Origin of the sequence: Micromonospora sp. NPDC005254 (assembly GCF_042872525.1) — a bacterium.
Classification (GTDB): domain Bacteria; phylum Actinomycetota; class Actinomycetes; order Mycobacteriales; family Micromonosporaceae; genus Micromonospora.
The window spans coordinates 681,493-699,887 of the sequence record NZ_JBIAKM010000002.1 but is presented as its reverse complement, the minus strand read 5'-3'; the positions used below and the strand labels follow the sequence as shown (position 1 = coordinate 699,887).

The 18,395-nt window shown below is 73.0% G+C and carries 22 protein-coding genes; 10 read left to right on the top strand and 12 right to left on the bottom strand.

What is annotated here, in order from left to right; translation table 11 throughout:
• Positions 1-79: 79 nt before the first annotated feature.
• From ACFYPR_RS08900 to ACFYPR_RS08885, 4 genes are all read right to left on the bottom strand, one after another.
• Positions 80-1,039, bottom strand: coding sequence for an electron transfer flavoprotein subunit alpha/FixB family protein (locus tag ACFYPR_RS08900; protein ID WP_354855214.1), 960 nt, complete (start codon positions 1,037-1,039; stop codon positions 80-82).
• Positions 1,040-1,053: 14 nt separating this feature from the next.
• A complete protein-coding gene (locus tag ACFYPR_RS08895; protein ID WP_344357351.1) occupies positions 1,054-1,833 on the bottom strand; it encodes an electron transfer flavoprotein subunit beta/FixA family protein in 780 nt (259 codons plus the stop codon).
• Positions 1,834-2,020: 187 nt separating this feature from the next.
• Positions 2,021-2,434: a hypothetical protein gene (locus ACFYPR_RS08890; protein WP_355066971.1), complete on the bottom strand. Its 414-nt coding sequence runs from the start codon at positions 2,432-2,434 to the stop codon at positions 2,021-2,023.
• On the bottom strand, positions 2,431-3,228 hold the full coding sequence (locus tag ACFYPR_RS08885; RefSeq protein WP_354855212.1) for a GNAT family N-acetyltransferase: 798 nt from the start codon (positions 3,226-3,228) through the stop codon (positions 2,431-2,433). Before ACFYPR_RS08885 ends, ACFYPR_RS08890 begins: the two co-directional genes overlap by 4 nt.
• Positions 3,229-3,270: 42 nt before the next feature.
• Here ACFYPR_RS08885 and ACFYPR_RS08880 point away from each other — a divergent pair, with 42 nt between their 5' ends.
• Genes ACFYPR_RS08880 through ACFYPR_RS08870 form a run of 3 tightly spaced genes read left to right on the top strand, consistent with a single transcriptional unit; the run spans position 3,271 to position 4,409 of the window.
• Positions 3,271-3,663, top strand: a complete 393-nt coding sequence (locus tag ACFYPR_RS08880) for a DUF202 domain-containing protein (protein ID WP_354855211.1) — start codon at positions 3,271-3,273, stop codon at positions 3,661-3,663.
• Positions 3,660-3,965, top strand: a complete 306-nt coding sequence (locus tag ACFYPR_RS08875; protein ID WP_354855210.1) for a DUF202 domain-containing protein — start codon at positions 3,660-3,662, stop codon at positions 3,963-3,965. Before ACFYPR_RS08880 ends, ACFYPR_RS08875 begins: the two co-directional genes overlap by 4 nt.
• A 27-nt stretch (positions 3,966-3,992) precedes the next feature.
• Positions 3,993-4,409 carry a PLD nuclease N-terminal domain-containing protein gene (locus ACFYPR_RS08870; RefSeq protein ID WP_387259218.1) on the top strand — a complete coding sequence of 139 codons (417 nt, stop codon included), beginning with the start codon at positions 3,993-3,995 and terminating at the stop codon, positions 4,407-4,409.
• A 24-nt stretch (positions 4,410-4,433) separates the two neighbouring features.
• On the opposite strand, the gene ACFYPR_RS08865 is transcribed toward ACFYPR_RS08870, so the two are convergent.
• The 4 genes from ACFYPR_RS08865 to ACFYPR_RS08850 all read right to left on the bottom strand — a co-directional run bounded on the left by ACFYPR_RS08865 (position 4,434) and on the right by ACFYPR_RS08850 (position 8,861).
• The gene (locus tag ACFYPR_RS08865) at positions 4,434-5,243 is read right to left on the bottom strand and encodes an ABC transporter permease (protein WP_355066968.1); all 810 of its coding nucleotides are present in this window, start codon (positions 5,241-5,243) and stop codon (positions 4,434-4,436) included.
• Positions 5,240-6,211 (bottom strand): ATP-binding cassette domain-containing protein, encoded by a 972-nt coding sequence (locus ACFYPR_RS08860; protein ID WP_387259215.1) that lies wholly within the window; start codon positions 6,209-6,211, stop codon positions 5,240-5,242. Before ACFYPR_RS08860 ends, ACFYPR_RS08865 begins: the two co-directional genes overlap by 4 nt.
• A gap of 171 nt (positions 6,212-6,382) precedes the next feature.
• On the bottom strand, positions 6,383-8,005 hold the full coding sequence (locus ACFYPR_RS08855; RefSeq protein WP_387259213.1) for an acetolactate synthase: 1,623 nt from the start codon (positions 8,003-8,005) through the stop codon (positions 6,383-6,385).
• 82 nt (positions 8,006-8,087) lie between these two features.
• On the bottom strand, positions 8,088-8,861 hold the full coding sequence (locus ACFYPR_RS08850; protein WP_387259210.1) for an enoyl-CoA hydratase/isomerase family protein: 774 nt from the start codon (positions 8,859-8,861) through the stop codon (positions 8,088-8,090).
• A 98-nt stretch (positions 8,862-8,959) separates the two neighbouring features.
• On the opposite strand from ACFYPR_RS08850, the gene ACFYPR_RS08845 reads away from it, so the two are divergent.
• The 3 genes from ACFYPR_RS08845 to ACFYPR_RS08835 all read left to right on the top strand — a co-directional run bounded on the left by ACFYPR_RS08845 (position 8,960) and on the right by ACFYPR_RS08835 (position 10,412).
• Positions 8,960-9,427, top strand: a complete 468-nt coding sequence (locus ACFYPR_RS08845; RefSeq protein WP_363936839.1) for a DUF6232 family protein — start codon at positions 8,960-8,962, stop codon at positions 9,425-9,427.
• Between the two features lie 134 nt (positions 9,428-9,561).
• Positions 9,562-10,044, top strand: a complete 483-nt coding sequence (locus ACFYPR_RS08840; RefSeq protein ID WP_234581355.1) for a DUF6232 family protein — start codon at positions 9,562-9,564, stop codon at positions 10,042-10,044.
• Positions 10,041-10,412 carry a hypothetical protein gene (locus ACFYPR_RS08835; protein ID WP_354855203.1) on the top strand — a complete coding sequence of 124 codons (372 nt, stop codon included), beginning with the start codon at positions 10,041-10,043 and terminating at the stop codon, positions 10,410-10,412. Before ACFYPR_RS08840 ends, ACFYPR_RS08835 begins: the two co-directional genes overlap by 4 nt.
• 25 nt (positions 10,413-10,437) lie before the next feature.
• Here ACFYPR_RS08835 and ACFYPR_RS08830 read toward each other — a convergent pair whose 3' ends face one another.
• A complete protein-coding gene (locus ACFYPR_RS08830; RefSeq protein WP_387259207.1) occupies positions 10,438-11,961 on the bottom strand; it encodes a dienelactone hydrolase family protein in 1,524 nt (507 codons plus the stop codon).
• 78 nt (positions 11,962-12,039) lie between these two features.
• Between ACFYPR_RS08830 and ACFYPR_RS08825 the strand changes: the two genes are divergently transcribed.
• Positions 12,040-12,768: a hypothetical protein gene (locus ACFYPR_RS08825; RefSeq protein ID WP_354855201.1), complete on the top strand. Its 729-nt coding sequence runs from the start codon at positions 12,040-12,042 to the stop codon at positions 12,766-12,768.
• Positions 12,769-12,800: 32 nt separating this feature from the next.
• Here the strand turns inward: ACFYPR_RS08825 and ACFYPR_RS08820 are convergent, their stop codons facing one another.
• Positions 12,801-13,259, bottom strand: a complete 459-nt coding sequence (locus ACFYPR_RS08820) for a rhodanese-like domain-containing protein (protein ID WP_387179027.1) — start codon at positions 13,257-13,259, stop codon at positions 12,801-12,803.
• A 71-nt stretch (positions 13,260-13,330) separates the two neighbouring features.
• Between ACFYPR_RS08820 and ftrA the strand changes: the two genes are divergently transcribed.
• Entirely contained in the window at positions 13,331-14,344 is a 1,014-nt protein-coding gene (gene ftrA / locus ACFYPR_RS08815; protein WP_387259204.1) for a transcriptional regulator FtrA, read from the top strand.
• Between the two features lie 40 nt (positions 14,345-14,384).
• On the opposite strand, the gene ACFYPR_RS08810 is transcribed toward ftrA, so the two are convergent.
• Together ACFYPR_RS08810 and ACFYPR_RS08805 are read right to left on the bottom strand one after the other, a co-directional pair.
• Positions 14,385-15,281 (bottom strand): ribokinase, encoded by an 897-nt coding sequence (locus ACFYPR_RS08810; RefSeq protein ID WP_355066961.1) that lies wholly within the window; start codon positions 15,279-15,281, stop codon positions 14,385-14,387.
• 10 nt (positions 15,282-15,291) lie between these two features.
• Positions 15,292-16,134, bottom strand: a complete 843-nt coding sequence (locus tag ACFYPR_RS08805) for an ABC transporter ATP-binding protein (protein WP_234581363.1) — start codon at positions 16,132-16,134, stop codon at positions 15,292-15,294.
• Between the two features lie 131 nt (positions 16,135-16,265).
• Between ACFYPR_RS08805 and ACFYPR_RS08800 the strand changes: the two genes are divergently transcribed.
• Together ACFYPR_RS08800 and ACFYPR_RS08795 are read left to right on the top strand one after the other, a co-directional pair.
• Entirely contained in the window at positions 16,266-17,273 is a 1,008-nt protein-coding gene (locus tag ACFYPR_RS08800) for an ABC transporter ATP-binding protein (RefSeq protein ID WP_387259202.1), read from the top strand.
• Entirely contained in the window at positions 17,270-18,286 is a 1,017-nt protein-coding gene (locus ACFYPR_RS08795) for an ABC transporter permease subunit (protein WP_387259199.1), read from the top strand. The genes ACFYPR_RS08800 and ACFYPR_RS08795 overlap by 4 nt, the downstream gene beginning before the upstream one ends.
• The last annotated feature ends 109 nt before the right edge of the window (positions 18,287-18,395 follow it).

Here is an 18,395-nt window from a genome sequence, read left to right as displayed (position 1 = left end):
AGCTCCCCGGCCCGCCGATCAGCTCCCGACGAAAAAGTGGCCGCCCGGCGCCGGGCGGCCACTTTTCCTTGTCTCACGGTCACTTACGCTTGCGGATCTCCTCGGCGGCCTGCGGGACGATCTTGAACAGGTCGCCCACCACGCCGAAGTCGGCCAACTCGAAGATCGGGGCCTCGCCGTCCTTGTTGACAGCGACGATCGTCTTCGAGGTCTGCATGCCGGCCCGGTGCTGGATGGCGCCGGAGATGCCGAGCGCGACGTAGAGCTGCGGGGAGACCGTCTTGCCGGTCTGGCCCACCTGGAACTGGTGCGGGTAGAAGCCGGAGTCGACCGCCGCGCGGGACGCGCCGACGGCGCCGCCGAGCAGGTCGGCCAGCTCCTCCACCAGCTTGAAGTTGTCGGCGTTGCCGACACCACGGCCGCCGGAGACGACCACGCCGGCCTCGGTCAGCTCGGGGCGGGAGCCCTTCTGCTCGGCGACCCGCTCGACGACCTTGGCCAGCTTGTCGGTGTCGGTGACCGACACGGTGAGCTGCTCGATCGCCGGGCTCGCGGCGGCCGGGGCCGGGGTGACCGAGTTGGGCCGGACGGTGACCAGCGGCAGGCCCTTGGTGACCTTGGACTTGACGATCGTGGAGCCGGCGAAGGCGACCTGGGTGGCGGTGCCGTCGGCGGCCAGGCCGACCACGTCGGTCAGGATGCCGTTGTCGAGCTTGACGGCGAGCCGGGCGGCGATCTCCTTGCCCTCCTGGGCGGACGCCAGCAGCACGGCGGCCGGCTGCACCCGCTTGACCAGCTCGGCCAGCACGGTGGCCTTGGGGGCCACCAGGTAGCCGTCGATCTCGTCACCCTCGGCGGCGTAGATCTTCTCCGCGCCGTACTCGCCCAGCTTGGCGCTCAGCGCCTCGGCTGCGCCGGCGCCACCGAGCACGACAGCGCTCGGGGTGCCCAGCTCACGGGCGAGGGTGAGCATCTCCAGGGTGACCTTCTTGACGCCGAATTCCTTGGTGGCTTCGACGACGACGAGAACCTCAGACATGTCCAGACCCGCTCTCACACGAACTTTTCGGTGGCGAGGAACTCGACCAGCTTGACGCCGCCCTCGCCCTCATCGGTGATCTTGGCGCCGCCGGAGCGCGGCGGACGCTTGGTGTGCTCGACGACGGCGCTGGTCGCACCGTCGAAGCCCACCTCGGTCGGTGCGACGCCGAGGTCGGCCAGGGAGAACGTCTGCACCGGCTTCTTCTTGGCCGCCATGATGCCCTTGAACGAGGGGTAGCGCGGCTCGTTGATGGTGTCCCACACGGAGACCACGGCCGGGGTGGAGGCGGTGACGACCTCGTAGCCCTCCTCGGTCTGCCGCTCGACGGTCAGCGTGGCGCCGTCGACGGTGAGCTTGCGGGCGCCGGTGAGCGCCGCGACGCCCAGCCGCTCGGCGATCATGTGCGGCATGACCTGCACCCGGCCGTCGGTGGACTCGGCGCCGCAGATCACCAGGTCGGCGTTCAGCTGACCGAGGGCGGCGGCGAGCACCTTCGAGGTCGCCACGGCGCAGGAACCGTGCAGGGCGTCGTCCACCACATGCACGGCCTTGTCCGGGCCCATGGAGAGCGCCTTGCGGATCGACTCGGTCGCCCGGTCCGGACCCATGGTCAGGATGGTGACCTCGCCACCGTGCGCCTCCTTGATCTTCAGCGCCTCCTCGATGGCGTACTCGTCCATCTCGTTGATCACGTTGTTCGCCGAACCGCGGTCGACGGTGTTGTCGTCATTGCGCAGGTTGCGGTCCGCGCCCGAATCAGGCACCTGCTTGACGAGTACGACGATGTTCATCGCGCTTCGACGACCCTCCTGTGTGGTGTTGCGATTGGCTCGCCCGGTTGGGCCGCAGCCTCGCGCGTCGGTCGACGCCTGGTCAACCGCGGGCTGCTGTGCAGTTGCCCACGGCGCAATGTTACCTGCCAGTAGGTTGCGGCTACCGGGCACACAGAGTGACACAGCTCACCGACAGGCAGCGCGGTCAGGCCGGGTCGGCCAGCGCACCCCGGATCTGGTCGATGGCGGCGGCCTCCGCCGGGGCCACCCCGTCGTGCGCGCGGGCCACCCGGTCCGCCGCGGTCAACACCACCGAGCGGTACGCCTCGACGTCGGCCGGCGACTTCTCCCGCAGGATCCGCACCGCGCGGCCGAGCGCCGGCAACACCACCGACTCGATCTCCAGCTGGGAGTCCCGGGGCAGCCGGGGCAGCGGACCGGTGGTCAGCGCCTCCTTGACCACGCCACTCGCGTCGGCCAGCGCGCCGGAGGCGGCCACGCTCTCCCGGATCACGCCCAGCATCCCCGGGTCGGCGTTCGAGACCAGGAAGACCGCACCGAAGGCGCCCGTCTTGAGGGTCAGGCGCTCCTCGTCCGTCAACCGCTGCTCCATGATCACGGAGTGTAGACGTACGGGGTGGTGGTGGTGACCGGGACGAGGCCGAGCCGCTCCAGGATCGGCCGGCTGTCCTCGGAACAGTCGACCTGCAGCAGCGTCCGGCCTCGCTGGTCGGCCAGCCGGGCCCGGTAGGTGACCAGCGCCCGGTAGATGCCCCGGTGACGCCACTGCGGCAGGGTCGAGCCACCCCACAGGGTGGCGAAGCCGGTCTTCGCCGGGAAGCGCACCCAGCCGGCGCTCACCACCGTGCCGTCCGCCTCCGCCACCACGATGGTGATCGAGTGCGGGTCGGCGTCGATCTCCTTGGCCAGACCCCACACGAGGTGCGAGCGATCCTCCTGCCAGACCTCCTCCTCCATGGCGGCGATCCGCTCCAGGTCGGCGCGCGCGGTCACCTCACGAAGGCGTACCCCCTCGGGGATGACGGGCAGCGCGGCGGCCAGCGGCGCGACCGGCCCGACCACGACGGTCTCCCGGTCCTCCGGCACGAAGCCGGCGGCGCGCAGCCGGTCCGCCAGGTCCGCCGGTTCGTCGTGCCCGTTGAGCTTCCACTCGACCGACTGGCCGCGCTCGCGGAACAGCGCCACCTGCCGGGCGATCAGCTCGTCCAGCGCGTCGCCGGTCAACCCGCCCAGGTCGCGGTAGGTGAGGAACCCCCCGGCGTCGAGCCCGATGATCCGGACCAGCGGCCCGTCCCGCTCCACCGTCACCCCCGCCGGAACCGGGTCGGGGATATCCGGGCGGAGCTGGTTGTCGTAGGCGGTGCGCAGCGTGGTCACATCAAGATCCGTCACCACACCAGGCTAAGGCCCCGGGGAAGTGGATAATCTCCCAGCATGTGGGAGGTGATCAGGCGATGGTTCGACCCGGCCGAGGCGCGCGCCGTCGGTGAGACACCGGACTACCGGTTCTCGCTGGCCAACGAGCGAACCTTCCTGGCCTGGCTACGCACCAGCCTGGCGCTCGTCGGTGGCGGGCTGGCCGCCGCGCAGTTCCTGCCGCAGCTGCCGATGAGCCACCTGCGGGAGGTCATCGCGGTCGCGCTGCTGCTGCTCGGCGGCGCCGTCGCGATCCGCGCGGTGGACCACTGGGCGCGTACCGAACGGGCCATCCGGCTCGGCCAGGAGCTGCCCGCCTCCCGCTTCCCCGCCGTCCTCGCCCTCGCCGTGGGCGCCGGCGCGGTGCTGCTGGTCATCGCGGTGCTGGCGCGCGCGATCGGCGGACGGTGAGCGCCGGACGCGATCCCGGGCTGCAACCGGAGCGGACCCGGCTGGCCTGGCGGCGCACCCTGCTGACGCTGACCGTGGTGACCGCGCTCGCCGTCCGGTTGGCGTCGAACGGCGGCGGGTTCGGAGCGCTGATCGCCGGTGCGGCCGTCCTGGTCTGGGGCGGCGTGCTCGTGCTCTGCTGGCCCCGCGGCACCGGCACGGGGGCGGCCCGCACCGGCGGCCGGACGTTGCCGCTGGTCGCGCTGGGCACCGTCGGGCTCGCGCTGCTCGGCGTGCTGGCGACGGTTCGCGGACTGTGGTGACGCGACGCGGTGCGCCATGATGGGTGCATGGCCCGGCTGTACGTTCTCCTCTTCCTGGTGCAGATTGTCCTCGCCGTCTGCGCGCTGATTAGTTGCCTCTCCGCCGAGGAGGGTCAGGTCCGCGCCCTGCCCCGGATCGCCTGGGTGCTGATCATCCTGTTCTTCCCCCTGGTCGGCTCGATCGCCTGGTTCGTCGCCGGCCGGGAGCCCGGCCCCGCGGCCCGCAGGGCGTGGCCGGCCGGCGGCGGCTCCACCGAACGGCAGCCGCGCCGTCCGCTCGCTCCCGACGACGACCCGGAGTTCCTCCGCTCCGTGCAGGACCGCGCGCGTCAGCAGGACCAGGAACTCTTCCGTCGCTGGGAGGAGGACCTGCGCCGGCGGGAGGACGACCTGCGCCGCCGCGACGGTGAGCCGCCCCGTGAGGGTGACCGGCCGGAGGTGTGAGACGCGGCCCGGCCGGTACGCCACTCAGACTCGACGCCTGAGGCCGCGTACGGCCAGCGGCGCGAAGATCACCGCGATGCCGGCGCCCCACAGCAGCGTCTGGAGTACCGGGCCGGCCACCGGCCCGCCGACCAGCAGGCCCCGCAGCGCGTCGGCCACCACGGTCACCGGGTTGACCTCCACCCAGTTCTGCAACCAGCCCGGCATCCGGTCGGTCGGGACGAAGATGTTGCTGGTGAAGGTCAGCGGGAAGATCACCATGAAGCCGAAGATCTGCACCTTGTCCGGTTCGCTCACCAGCACCCCGACCAGCACCGAGATCCAGGACGCAGCCAGCGTGAACGCCAGCAGCAGCGCGAACGCCCCCACCACGCCGAGTACGCCGTTGCCGACCCGGAAGCCGAGGATCGACCCGACGCCGAGCAGCAGCGCGATCGACCACGCCTGCTTGACGGTGTCGGCGAGGATCCGGCCGGCCAGCGGCGCCCACCGGGCGATGGGCAGCGCCCGCAGCCGGTCGAAGACGCCCTTGGTGAGGTCGTTGTTCAGCCCGAACCCCGTCGTCATCGTGGCGAAGAGCGCGTTCTGCACCATGATGCCGGGCAGCATGAAGGTGAGGTACTCGCCGGACGAGCCGGCGATGGCCGTGCCGAAGACGTAGGTGAACAGCAGCACGAACATCACCGGCTGGATGCTCAGGTCGAGCAGCTCCATCGGGTTGTGTTTGATCTGCACCAGGCTGCGCCAGGCCAGCGTGAAGGTGTGCCGCAGCCCGGCGGCGACGCTGAGTCGACGGGTCGGGGCGAGCGCGGGGCTGAGGGTCACGGCGCTCATGCCGGGGTCCTTTCCAGGTCGGTGTCGGCCGGGGCGTCCTCGGCCCGGTGGCCGGTGAGGGAGAGGAAGACCTCGTCCAGGCTCGCGCCGCGCAGCGCCAGCTCGGCGACCGGGATCTCGGCCGCGTCGAGGCGGCCCACCATGACGGGCAGCACGCGAGGGTCGTTCACCGCGACGGTGACCGCGCTCTGCGCGACCTCGGGGGTCACCCCGGCCACCTCGCCGGCGATGGCGACCACGGTGCCGAGATCGGCGACGTCGGCCGGGCGCACGGTGAGGGTCTGCCCGCCGATCTTCGCCTTCAGCTCCTCCGGCGTGCCCTGGGCGATCACCCGCCCGTGGTCGACCACGGCGATCTCGCCGGCGAGCTGGTCGGCCTCCTCCAGATACTGGGTGGTGAGCAGCACCGTCACCCCGTCCGCGACCAACGTGCGGACGATGTCCCACAGGTCGTTGCGGCTGCGCGGGTCCAGGCCCGTGGTCGGCTCGTCGAGGAACAGCACCTGCGGCCGGCCGACCAGGCTGGCGGCGAGGTCCAGTCGCCGCCGCATCCCGCCGGAGAACGTCTTCACGGCCCGATCGGCAGCATCGCTGAGCCCGAAGTCGTGGAGCAGTTGCCGGGCCCGCCGCTTGGCGTCGGCCCGGCTGAGACCGAGCAACCGCCCGATCAGCAGCAGATTCTCCGCGCCGGTCAGGGTCTCGTCGACCGAGGCGTACTGGCCGGTGAGGCCGATCAGCTGACGCACACGGTGGGCGTCGCGGACCACGTCGAAGCCGCCCACCGTGGCATGTCCCTCGTCGGCGCGCAGCAGGGTGGCGAGCACCCGTACCGCAGTGGTCTTGCCGGCGCCGTTCGGCCCGAGCAGACCGAAGACCGTCCCTGTCGGGACCGCCAGGTCAACTCCGGCGAGGGCGGTGGTGGCGCCGAAACGCCGCACCAGACCCTCGGCGCGGATCGCGTGGTCCATCGCAACTCCTGTCGTCTGCGGGTGATGACACCACCATGGGCGACAGGTCTGACATCCCGTCGTTCCCGCGCTGACGTTACGTCGACCGACGCTGACATTCCGCGTATTTAACTGCGGGAAGACGCCGCACCGCCGCCGCCCGCGAGGGACGACGGCGGCGGCGGGTGCGACTCAGGCCAGGTTCGACGAGCGGGGGTACGCGTCGGTCGGGTCGGTGAGCACGTTGACGAGGTACGGCACTCCGGCGTCGAACGCCCGCTGCAGGGCCGGCTGAAGGTCGGCGGCCTTCGTGACCATCTCCCCCGCGCCGCCCAGCGCGCTGACCACCGTGTCGTAGCGCAGCTCGGGCTGGAGGTCGGCGGCGACGTCGTAGCCGTACATGGCCCGCATCGGGTGCTTCTCCAGCCCCCAGATGCCGTTGTTGCCGACGACGATCACGACCGGCAGCTTCTGCCGGACCAGCGACTCGACGTCCATCAGCGAGAACCCGGCCGCGCCGTCGCCCATCAGCAAGCAGATCTGCCGGTCCGGGTGGCTGACCCGGGCGCCCATCGCGTAGCCCATGCCGGTGCCGAGGCAGCCGTACGGGCCCGGGTCCAGCCAGGTGCCGGGCTGGGCCGGCTCCAGGTACCGACCGGCGTACGAGACGAAGTCGCCGCCGTCGCCGATGGTGATCGCGTCGCGGGCGAGCACCCGGCGCAGCTCGCCGTAGACGCGGGCCGGACGGATCGGGTCGGTGTCGGCGGCCATCTCGGCGGCGTCGCGGGCGCGGGCGGCGTCCTCGGCGGTACGAAGGTCGGCGATCCAGCCGCTGTGGTCGGCCCGGTCACCGGCGTGGTCGGCCAGCGCGGAGAGGATCAGGCGCAGGTCACCGGCGGGGGCGACGGCCGGCTGCACGTGCGTGGCGCGCTGACTGGGCGCGTCGACGATGTGCACGACCTTGGCGTCGCCGAAGTCGCCGAAGCTGAGCCGGAAGTCCAGCGGCGTGCCGACCACCACGACGACGTCGGCGCCGGAGAGCGCGGCGCGGCGGGCCTTGGCGAAGGCGAGCGGGTGCTCCGGGGGCAGGGAGCCGCGGCCCATCCCGTTGGTGAAGACCGGCACCTGCAACGCCTCGGCGGCCTCGCGCAGGGCCGCCACCGCGTCGCCCGCGTACACGTCCGAGCCGGCGATGATGACCGGCCGCTGCGCGCCGGCGATCAGCGTCGCGGCCCGGCTGACCTCGTCCGGGTCCGGTTCGACGGCGTCGACGCCGGACGGCGCGGGCAGGTCGGTCTCGGCGACCGAGAAGACCGTCTCCAGCGGGAAGTCCAGGAAGACCGGGCCCCGGTGCGGAGTGAGCGCGGCGGTGAGGGCGGCGCCCACCGCACGCGGGATGTCGTCGGTGCTGAACACCGTCTCGGCGTGCTTGGTGACCGGGGCGACCAGCGGCAGGTGGTCCATTTCCTGGAGGCTGCCCGAACCCCACCGGAAGGCGGGTGCCCGGCCACCGAGCACCAGCACCGGGGACGCGTTGAAGAAGGCGCTGGTCATGCCCGAGATGCCGTTGGTGACACCGGGGCCGGCGGTGAGCACGGCGAGACCGGGACGACGCTGGAGCTTGGCCACCGCCTCGGCGGCGAAGACCGCGGACTGCTCGTGCCGGACGTCGTAGATCGGGAAGTCGGCCTTGTGCGCGGCGTCGTACAGCGGGAAGACGTGCCCGCCGGACAGCGTGAACATCTCCCGTACGCCGTGCGCGCGTAGTGCCGCGAGGGCCAGCTCTCCGCCGTGACCCTCGATCCGCTCCGTCATTCGCCGCTCCCCTTCGTCGCTCATGACCGAGGCCCCACGCTACTGGCCGGTAGGAGCAATGTGAACCGTTCTCGGCTAATCGTCAGCGGCCGGTGAAGTCCGGCTTGCGCTTCTCGACGAACGCCGCCATGCCCTCGCGCCGGTCGTCGGTCGCGAACAGCGCCGCGAAGAGCTGACTCTCCCAGGCCAGGCCGGAGTTCAGGTCCATGTCCAGGCCGCCGTCGACCGCCAGCTTCGCCGCGCGCAGCGCCTGCACCGGCCCGTTGAGGTACGGCGTGACGAGCGCGACCGCCGCGTCGTACACCTCGGCGGCCGGGGCGACCCGGTCGGCCAGGCCGATCCGCAGCGCCTCCTGAGCGTCCACCATCCGCCCGGACATGATCAGATCCTTCGCCCGCGCCGGACCGACCAGGCGGGCCAGCCGCTGGGTGCCGCCCGCACCGGGGATGATGCCCAGCTTGATCTCCGGCTGGCCGAGCTTGGCGTCCTCGGCCACGACCCGCCAGTCGCAGGCCAGCGCCAGCTCGCAGCCCCCGCCGAGGGCGTACCCGGTGATCGCGGCGACCACCGGCTTGGGGATCCGCGCGATCGCGCCGAGCGCGCTGGACAGGGCAGCCGCCCGGTCGGCCATGTCCACGTAGGACATCTCGGCCATCTGCTTGATGTCCGCGCCCGCGGCGAAGACCTTCTCCCCGCCGTACACGATGACGGCACGGACCTCGGGGTCGGCGGTGGCCGCCGTGGCGGCGGCGCGCAACTCCTCCTGCACCTGGGTGTTGAGCGCGTTCATCGGCGGCCGCTCCAGCCGGATGGTGCCGATGCCGTCCCTGGTCTCCAGCCGAACGAACTCGCCCACGCTGCCCTCACTTCCTCGTCGAAGTCGCGTGCCAACCTTACGACCCGGCTCGTTGGGGTAAGTAGTGTGGTGTCAGCCCCGCGGGCGGGAGTCCAGCCATGATCACGTATTACGACGACAGGTCGGTGCAGGTCACCTCCACCGCCGTCCAGGTCGACGGCCGCAGCTACTCGCTGGCCGAGATCACCATGGTCTGGCACCGCCGGGGCAGCCGCTCCTGGCGGGTGCTGGTCGGGCGAGGCGCGCTCGGCGCCGCGTTGGCCGGCCCGCTGGTCGCGGCCGTGCTCGGCATCGGCCTGGCCGTCTGGCTGCACCGCTCCCCCACCGTGACGATCGCGATCGTCGGCGCCTCGGTGCTGGTCGGGCTGGCCGTCGGCCCGGTCGCCGACTTCCTCTTCGAACACCTGGACCGCTCGTACGCCAGGGGCAGCCGGCAGATGGAGATCTGGGCCCGCTGGCGGGGCCAGCCGGTGCGGTTGCTGCACACCGGCGACGCGCTGCGCTTCGGGCAGATCTACCGGGCGGTGCAGCGCGCGATGGAGCACACCCAGCCCGCCCGCCGCTAGCCCGCCTCCCTTCGCGGATCTTGGACAGTTTCCGTCAACCGCTGACGGAAACTGTCCAAGATCTCGTTCGGGATCGCGGCCGTTGTCGCCGCCGCGCAGGCGCGCGGGTTGCCTGTCGGTGGTTAGGCTTAGTGATGACCCTCTATTACCGGGACGACGCGGTGCAGGTGACCTCCGAGTCGATCCGGGCGGGCGGTCAGGTGATCGCCCTGCCCGACGTGACGTTCGTCTGGCACGAACGAGGGCAGAAGACCCTCGCCGTACGCGGCCGGGTGCTGGGTCGCGGTGTGCTGGTCCTGCTGCTGTCGCTGCCGCCCCTCGTCGCGCTGGTCTGCGTCGTCTCGCTGGCCTGGTCGGCACAGGATCGGGGCAACTGGCAGCTGGCGCTGATCATCCTGGCCGCCTGTGCGGTGGGGGCGTTGGCACTGGCCCCGTTCCTGGAGATTCCCCTCGGCTGGCTGGACCGCTCGTACGAGCGCGGCAGCCACGTGCACGAGCTGTGGGTGCAGCACCACGGTCAGGAGCACATGCTGCTGCGCACGCCGGACGCGCTACGGTTCGGGCAGATCTACCGGGCCGTGCAACGCGCCGTCGAACAGCAGGGGGACCATCGATGACCACCCGTCGCGGCGAGGCCGTCGCGCTCGCCGGGCTGCTCGCCACGGCCGGCGTCACCCACCTGCTGCGCCCCGGCTTCTACGACCCGATCGTGCCGCGTGCGCTGCCCGGGCCGGCCCGCTTCTGGACGTACGCCAGCGGGATCGCCGAGCTGACGGTGGCGGCGGCGGTGGCGCACCCCGCCACCCGACGGGCCGGCGGTCGGGCCGCCGCCGCGCTGTTCGTCGCCGTGCTGCCGGCCAACGTGAAGATGGCGGTGGACTGGCGGCACCGGCGGCCGTCGAAACGGGCCATCGCCTACGGCCGGGTGCCGATGCAGGTGCCACTGATCTGGTGGGCGCTGCGCGTCGCCCGCGCCGGCCGCTAGACCCCCCGCCGGGCGGAGCACCTGGTCAGCGCAACGGCAGGGTGGTGGCGATCGGCCAGCCCACCAGGACGGCGCCCACGAGGGCCGGCAGCCAGCGCGGGGTCGCGTACCGGCGCAGCACCGCCGCCCACAGCACGTGCCAGCCGAGCAGCACGGCGAACAACGGCACCACCAGCAGCACGAACCCGGGTGCCGGGCCGAGCACCGCCGACGTGCTCAACACGAGCACGGTGACCGCGACGACCAGCAGGCGACGCCAGGTCCGGCCGGCCGCGACCTGCTCGACGCCCAGCAGGAACAGCAGGCACGCGGCGACCACCAGCGGGAGCAGCCACCAGCGGGCACCGACCGGCAGCGCCGAGGTCAGTCCGAGGTGGATCGGCAGCGCCACGGCGAGAATCGCGTACGCCGTCAGCGCCAGCGCCGCGACCGCGGTCCGTGCCGGCGTACGACGACCGGTCTCGTCGACGGCCACGCCGGGCGCTCGCGTCGCGGCGGGCAGCCAGCGTTGGCCACCGCCCACCAGTACCCCGCTGACCAGCAGGAAGCCCGTGACGTAACCGCCGACCGCGAGCGGGAGACGGTTGGTCGGCAGGACGGCCGCGACGGCCGCCGCGAGACCGCTCGCGAGGACGGCCAGCCCGAGCAGGGCGAGACCACGCAGCGGCGCCCCGCCTCCCGCCGCCGCCGTTCCCCCGCCGGCCCGCCGGCCCAGGAGCAGGGCCGCCAACGGGACGACGCCGACGGCGAACGCGAACACCAGCAGCCCCGCCCCGGCGAGCCGGACGAGCGGTCGGGGCGACGCGGCCCCGTCGACGCTGGGCAGCCAGTCGGCGATCTCCTCGTGGGTACGCGGGGCGAAGAGCACCGAGATGTGCTCCACACCGGGCACCACCACCGCTGGCCGTCGGCCCACCGCCGCCCCGCGCCGCACGGCGTCGTCGGCCGCGCGCCGGAACGCGGGGAACTCCGCGCCGCCGACGATGAGCAACAGCTCCGCCGGGTGGCCCGGAGGCAGTTCGCCGGCGTCGGGCAGCGAGATCGCCACGGTCCGGGCGATCTCCGGGTGCCCGGCCGCGTACCGGGTCACCGCGCCCGCGCCCATCGAGTGTCCCACCAGCATGATCTGGGCCGGGTCCACATCCGGCTGGGCGCGCAGGTATCCGACCGCGGCGTCCAGGTCGGCGGCGAGCGTCGCGGGTGGCATGTCGGCGCCGAGTCGGGCCGGATTCGCGCCGTGCCCGGCGAAGTCGAACAGCAGCGCCACCGCTCCCCGGCGGGCCACGGTGTCGGCGATCGGGCGCATCAGCCGCGCCGAGCCGGCGAATCCGTGCGCGATCACCACGCCGGGCCGCCGCGCGTCAGGTGTCGGCGGGCCGGCGCGTACCTCGGTCATCGGCACGCCGCCGACGGTGACCTGCCGCACGGAGAGGCCGGCGTCCGCGCGGACCAGCACCGCCGTGCCGAGCGCGGCGGCCAGCGCCGCGAGCACGGCGAGCAGGACGGCCGCCCGGGTGCTCGGCGGGTGGTGTGGCGAGGGGGCCGACATGCCGGCACCCTACCGCCGCAGGCCGCGCCGACGGTCGCCCGCGAGCGGTTGTGGCGGGGCCGACGCACACTTGGTCCCATGGCGATTCCCCTCCCCACACCGACCGCCGTGGTCGGCCTGACCCGCTCCGCCCTCGACCAGGCGCTCGGCTCGGCAGCCTCGTTCGCCGCCGTGCCCGCCCGCGCGTTCGCGGTGCTGGACGGGGTGGAAGCGCTGCTGGCCAGGATCAACGGCGTGGTGGATCGGATCGAGACGACCCTGGACCGGACCGATGCGGTGCTCACCGACGCCGAGGCGGCGGTCCGCGAGGTCGCGGTGATCAGCGCCGCCGCGACCACCGCCATCGACACCGCCAGCGAGGTGGCGACGGCCGCCGCCGTGGTGGTCACCGAGGCCGAGAAGGTCGCGCACGTCGCCGGCACGGTGGTCACCGAGGCCGAGGCGGTGGCCGGCAGCGCCGCGGTCACCGTGGGCACCGCCGCGCAGGCGGCGACCACGGCGGCGGAGTTGCTGGCGGCGTACGAGCCGGCGCTGCGGCGGGCCGCGCCGATGACCGGGAGGTTCGTCGAGGAGCTGAGCCACGAGGAGATCACCGCGGCGATCCACCTGATCGACGAGCTGCCCAAGCTCAAGGAGCACCTGACCGCCGACATCCTGCCGATCCTCGCGACGCTGGACCGGGTCGGGCCCGACCTGCACGACCTGTTGGACGTCACCCGTGACCTCAAGCTCGCCGTGGCGGGCATCCCCGGCCTCGGCATGCTGCGGCGACGCGGCGAGAAGCTCAGCGACGAACCCGCCGGCTGAACCCACGCCCCGTCTGGCGGGCCGTAGCCGGATCAGCAGTCGCAGGTGATCGTCGCCCTCGGTGCGGTCAGATCGTCGACGGGACGCCGGGTCAGCCCGTTCTCCGTCTCCACCGGCAGCCCCTCCCGTACCCAGTACTCGAACCCGCCGAGCATCTCCTTGACCGGAATACCGAGCCGGGCGAACTCCAGCGCCGCCCGGGTCGCCCCGTTGCAGCCCGGCCCCCAGCAGTAGGTGACCACCGCCGTACCCGTGGGGATCAGGCCAGGTGCCCGGGCGGCGATCTCGGCGGTGGGCAGGTGCACCGCTCCCGGCAGGTGCCCCTGCGCCCAGCCGGTCACCCCCCGGGAGTCGACCACCACGAGCCCGGGGGTACGGGCGGCCAGGTCGGCGTGCACGTCACTGACATCGGTCTGGACGCTGAGTCGGGCGAGAAAGTGGGCGGCTGCGGCGTCCGGAGCGGCTGGCGGGACGGCGAAGGTGAAGGTCATGACACTGATCGTGGCCGTGCCCGGCGGCCGGGACGAGTGGCGGGAACGACGTCCTGCGCTAACATCCCGCCATGCCGAACAGTGCGCGCCGGCTGCCGACGCCGCGACAGCCGGCCGCCGGTCACCGCGTCGCCGTGCTCGCGTACCCGGGAATGTCGGTGTTCGAGACCGGCATCGTCACCGAGGTGTTCGGGCTGCCCCGCCCCGAGTTCGACGTCGACTGGTACGACCTGGTGATCTGCGCCGAGAAGCCGGGGCCGGTCCCGGTGGTCGGCGGAGTCAGCCTGCACACCCCGTACGGCCTGGCGGAGCTGGCGGCGGCGCGGACGGTGATCGTGCCCGGCGTGCCGGACGTGACCGCCGACCCGTCGCCCGCGCTGGTGGCCGCGCTGCGCAGGGCGCACACGCGCGGTGCCCGGATCATGTCGATCTGCTCGGGCGCGTTCGCGCTGGCCGGTGCCGGGCTGCTGGACGGGCGGCGGGCCACCACCCACTGGCGGTACGCGGAGCTGCTGGCACGGCGGTACCCGCGCGTCGAAGTGGACCCGGACGTGCTCTACCTCGATGACGGCGACCTGCTCACCAGCGCCGGCAGTGCCGCCGGACTCGATCTCAGCGTGCATGTGGTGCGGCGTGACCATGGCGCGGCCATCGCCAACGCGGTCGCCCGCCGGTTGGTGATCCCTCCGCACCGCGACGGCGGACAGGCCCAGTTCGTCGAGGCGCCGGTGACCGCCGACCCGGGCGACGACCGGATCGCCGCCAGCATCGCGTGGGCGCTCGCGCACCTCGCCGAGCCGCTGAGCATCGCCCGGCTCGCCGGGCGGGCACACATGTCACCGCGCACCTATCTGCGGCACTTCACCCGAGCCACCGGGACCAGCCCGATCCGGTGGCTCATCGACCAGCGGGTCCGGGCCAGTCTGGCGCTGCTGGAGGAGACCGAAGCCCCGATCGAGCAGATCGCCGGCGCGGTGGGCTTCGACACCCCGGTCACCTACCGCCACCACTTCGGGCGGATCATGCTGACGTCACCGTCGGCGTACCGGCGGGCCTTCCGGACGGGAGACGGCCGGCCGGCGTGACGTGGCCGGGCGCGTCGACGTCGCGGCGCTCGCCGACGGGTCAGCCCGGCGCGTACAGCGCGTCGATCTCGGCGCGTTGCGGCAGTGCCACCGAGGCGCCGAGCTTGCGTACGCAGGCCGCGCCGGCCGCCGCCGCCCAGCGCACCGCGTCGACGACGTCCCGCCCCTCGCCCCAGCCGACCGCCAGCGCGGCCGTGAACGCGTCGCCGGCCGCTGTGGAGTCGACCACGTCGACCCGGACCGCGGGCACGTGCACCTCGGCGCCGTCGCGGTCGACGTACCAGGCGCCCGCGTCACCGAGGGTGAGAACGGCGCGGGGCACCAGGTCGAGCAGCGCGCGAGGCTCCTCGCGGCCCCGACCGGTGAACGCCTGCGCCTCGCCCTCGTTGACGACCAGCAGGTCCACCGCCCCGAGCAGCTCCGGTGGGAGGTCCCGGGCCGGTGCGGCGTTGAGGATGACCCGGGTGCCGGCGGCCTGGGCGGCCAGCGCGGCGGCGGTCACCGTCTGCACCGGGATCTCCAGCTGGGCGACCAGGACGTCCGCCCCGCGTACCGTCGCCAGTTCCTCGTCGGTGAGGCCGACCAGCGCGTCGTTCGCGCCGGGGGTGACCAGGATGGCGTTCTCCCCCTGCGCGTTGACCATCACGAGCGCCACACCGGAGGTGCCGTAGACCACCCGCAGGTGGCCGGTGTCCACGCCGGCCGCCGTGATCCGGGCCCGCAGCGTCACGCCGAACGCGTCGGAGCCGATCGCGCCCAGGAAGGCGCAGGAGGCGCCGGCCCGGACCGCGGCGATGGCCTGGTTGGCGCCCTTGCCACCGGGCACCATCACGAATTCGGTGCCGAGCATGGTCTCGCCCGGTCGGGGCAGCGACGGCGCCATCGCGACCAGGTCCATGTTGGCGCTGCCGACCACCACCACCCGGGTCTGCGACACGGTCACCCGCTCAGGCGGCGCGCGCGGTGTAGCGGTCGCCGGACCGCTCGACCACCAGCGGCAGACCGAAGGTCTTGGAGAGGTTGTCGCCGGTCACCGTCTCGGCGAGCAGACCCTGGGCGACGACGGCGCCCTCGCGCAGCAGCAGCGCGTGGGTGAACCCGGGCGGGATCTCCTCAACGTGGTGGGTGACGAGCACCATGGCGGGGGCGTCCGGGTCGTACGCCAGCTCGGCCAGCCGGGTGACCAGGTCCTCGCGGCCACCCAGGTCGAGCCCGGCGGTGGGCTCGTCGAGCAGCAGCAGCTCCGGATCGGTCATGAGTGCCCGGGCGATCTGGACGCGCTTGCGTTCGCCCTCGGAGAGGGTGCCGTAGCGGCGCTCGGCGAGGTTGCCGACGCCGAGCTGGCTGAGCAACGCCCGGGCACGCGCCTCGTCGCCGCGGTCGTAGCTCTCCCGCCAGCGCCCGACCACCGACCAGGCGGCGGTCACCACCACGTCGCTGACCTGTTCGTCGGCGGGCACCCGCTCGGCGAGCGCGGCGGTGGAGAGCCCGATGCGGGTACGCAGCTCGTTGACGTCGGTGCGGCCGATCCGCTCACCGAGCACGTGCGCGACGCCGGTGGTGGGGTGCAGCCGGCCGGCGGCCAGGTTGAGCAGGGTGGTCTTGCCCGCGCCGTTGGGGCCGAGCACCACCCAGCGCTCGTCCAGCTCGACCCGCCAGGTCAGGTCCTGCAGCAGGGCGGTGCCGGAGCGGCGTACGCCGACGCTGTCGAGGCTGACCACCAGATCCGGGTCCACGGGTGCGGCGGCAGGCGCGGCGCCGGCAGCGCCGGGGATCAGGTCACCAGTCACCCGACCATCCAACCACGCAGCGCCGGGGCGCCCCCCATGGGCGGCGCCCCGGCCATAGGGTGAGGCACCGTGTCGTTGATCACCACAACCGGAGGACGACCCATGCCCGATCGACGTACGGAGCCGCGCGGATGAGCGCGGTCATCGAGATCGAGGGTCTGCGCAAGACCTTCCACAGCGTGCGCCACGGCAAGAGGGTGGCGGTCGACGGGTTCGACCTGCTGGTCGAGGCCGGGCAGATCCACGGCTTCCTGGGGCCCAACGGCTCCGGCAAGACGACCACGCTGCGCGCCCTGCTCGGGCTGGTACGCGCCGACGGCGGACGGATGACGGTGTTCGGCGAGCCGGCGCCGGAGCAGCTGCCCCGGGTGGCCGGTCGGGTCGGCGCGATCGTGGAGAGCCCGCAGTTCTTCGGCAACTTCACCGGGCGCCGCACGCTGCGGCTGCTGGCACGCGCCGGTGGGGTGTCGATCTCCCGGGTGGACGAGGCGCTGGAGCTGGTGGGCCTGCGCGACCGCGGCGACGAGCGGGTGAAGGGTTACTCGCTGGGCATGAAGCAGCGCCTCGCGGTGGCCTCCGCGCTGCTGAAGGATCCGCAGCTGCTCATCCTGGACGAGCCGGCGAACGGCCTCGACCCGGCGGGCATCCGCGAGATGCGCGACCTGATGCGGTCGCTCGCGGCGGCCGGGGTGACCGTGCTGGTGTCCAGCCACATCCTGGGCGAGATCCAACTGATCTGCGACCACGTCACGATCATCTCGCGCGGGCGGCGGGTGGCGGCCGGCCGGGTGGACGAGGTGCTGGCGGGTCACGACCGGCACGAGTTCCTGGTCCGGGTGGCCGAGCCGGTCCGCGCCGCCGAGCTGCTGCACGCGGCGGAGCTGACGGCTGCCGTCGAGGGTGACGCGCTGGTGGTGAGCGGGGCGACCGATCCGACGGTCATCAGCCGGGTGCTGGGCGAGCAGGGGCTGTGGGTGAGCGAGCTGACGCCGCTCCGGCCCGATCTGGAGAGCGTCTTCCTGGAGCTGACCGGCGCCGGCGAGCATCCGTCGGTGCCCCGCCAGGTCGACGACTGGGCGCCGCCGTCCGGCGCCGACGGCGCCGTGATCGATCTCGACGTACGGGGAGTGGACGCGTGAACCTGGTCCGGGCCGAGTTGGAGCGGCTGTCCGCGCGCCGCTTCGTGCAGCTCATGGTCGTTCTGCTGGCGCTGGCGTTCGCCGTCACCGCGGCGACCACCCTGGCCGGCTCGCACCGGCCGACCGCCGACGAGCTCAGCTCGGCGCGTGCGCAGGCCATCGCGGCGCGGCAGAACATGGAGGCCGCCCACCAGCAGTGCCTGGCCCGGCAGGACGCCGGGATCTCGCCCGACGACACGGGCGACTACTTCCCGGACGACTGCTCGGAGCTGGACCCCATCCGGCAGGACCGGTTGCCGATCGCCGCCGACTACCTGCCCGGGGTGTTCAGCTTCGCTCAGCAGGCCCGCCCGCTGCTGTACTTCCTCATCGCGTTCCTGGTGCTGTTCGGGTTTCTGGTGGGCGCCTCGTACATCGGGGCGGACCTGAACTCCGGTGGGGTGGTGAACCTGCTGCTGTGGCGACCGCGCCGGCTGACGGTGCTCGGCGCGAAGCTGGGCACCCTGCTCGGCACGGTGTTGGCGCTGGCCGTGGCGGCCTCCCTGGCCTACCTGGCCACCTTCTGGGTGATCGGGCAGACCGCCGGGCTGGCCGGCCAGCTCAGCGGTGACTTCTGGCGCTCGCTGGGCGCCGTCCACGGCCGCGGCCTGGTGCTGGTGCTGTTGGCCACCGCAGTGGGCTTCGCCATCGCGACGCTGGGCCGGCACACCTCGGCGGCGCTCGGCGCGGCGGCCGCGTACGCGGTGGTCTGGGAGCTGGGCGCCCGGCTGGTGCTGGAGATCGTCGATGCCCGACGGCCGGACCAGCTGATGCTCTCCAGCCACATCGGGGCGTGGCTCACCGGCGAGGTCCGTTTCTGGGACGCGCAGCGCTGTCGGGGCGACAGCGGGAACGGCTACTGCGAGGGCTTCTACAGCCTGACCTGGGGGCCCGCGCTGGTGGTGCTGCTCGTGATCACCGGCGGGTTGACCATGGCGGCGTTCGCCGTGTTCCGTCGCCGCGACCTGATCTGACGGACGCTCCGGGCCGCCCGCGCGAAGGGGGCGGCCCGGTCGTTCACCGCGCGACGCCCGGCAAGAGCTTGTAGCTCGACGGGCTGCGGTGAAATATTCCTTCACATGA

Coding starts and splice junctions, on each gene's coding strand:
- ACFYPR_RS08900 (WP_354855214.1), bottom strand. CDS start 1,039: ATGTCTGAGGTTCTCGTCGTCGTCGAAGCCACCAAGGAATTCGGCGTC.
- ACFYPR_RS08895 (WP_344357351.1), bottom strand. CDS start 1,833: ATGAACATCGTCGTACTCGTCAAGCAGGTGCCTGATTCGGGCGCGGAC.
- ACFYPR_RS08880 (WP_354855211.1), top strand. CDS start 3,271: ATGTGGGAGGTGATCAGGCGATGGTTCGACCCGGCCGAGGCGCGCGCC.
- ACFYPR_RS08870 (WP_387259218.1), top strand. CDS start 3,993: ATGGCCCGGCTGTACGTTCTCCTCTTCCTGGTGCAGATTGTCCTCGCC.
- ACFYPR_RS08865 (WP_355066968.1), bottom strand. CDS start 5,243: ATGAGCGCCGTGACCCTCAGCCCCGCGCTCGCCCCGACCCGTCGACTC.
- ACFYPR_RS08860 (WP_387259215.1), bottom strand. CDS start 6,211: ATGGACCACGCGATCCGCGCCGAGGGTCTGGTGCGGCGTTTCGGCGCC.
- ACFYPR_RS08855 (WP_387259213.1), bottom strand. CDS start 8,005: ATGACGGAGCGGATCGAGGGTCACGGCGGAGAGCTGGCCCTCGCGGCA.
- ACFYPR_RS08845 (WP_363936839.1), top strand. CDS start 8,960: ATGATCACGTATTACGACGACAGGTCGGTGCAGGTCACCTCCACCGCC.
- ACFYPR_RS08840 (WP_234581355.1), top strand. CDS start 9,562: ATGACCCTCTATTACCGGGACGACGCGGTGCAGGTGACCTCCGAGTCG.
- ACFYPR_RS08835 (WP_354855203.1), top strand. CDS start 10,041: ATGACCACCCGTCGCGGCGAGGCCGTCGCGCTCGCCGGGCTGCTCGCC.
- ACFYPR_RS08830 (WP_387259207.1), bottom strand. CDS start 11,961: ATGTCGGCCCCCTCGCCACACCACCCGCCGAGCACCCGGGCGGCCGTC.
- ACFYPR_RS08825 (WP_354855201.1), top strand. CDS start 12,040: ATGGCGATTCCCCTCCCCACACCGACCGCCGTGGTCGGCCTGACCCGC.
- ACFYPR_RS08820 (WP_387179027.1), bottom strand. CDS start 13,259: ATGACCTTCACCTTCGCCGTCCCGCCAGCCGCTCCGGACGCCGCAGCC.
- ftrA (WP_387259204.1), top strand. CDS start 13,331: ATGCCGAACAGTGCGCGCCGGCTGCCGACGCCGCGACAGCCGGCCGCC.
- ACFYPR_RS08800 (WP_387259202.1), top strand. CDS start 16,266: ATGAGCGCGGTCATCGAGATCGAGGGTCTGCGCAAGACCTTCCACAGC.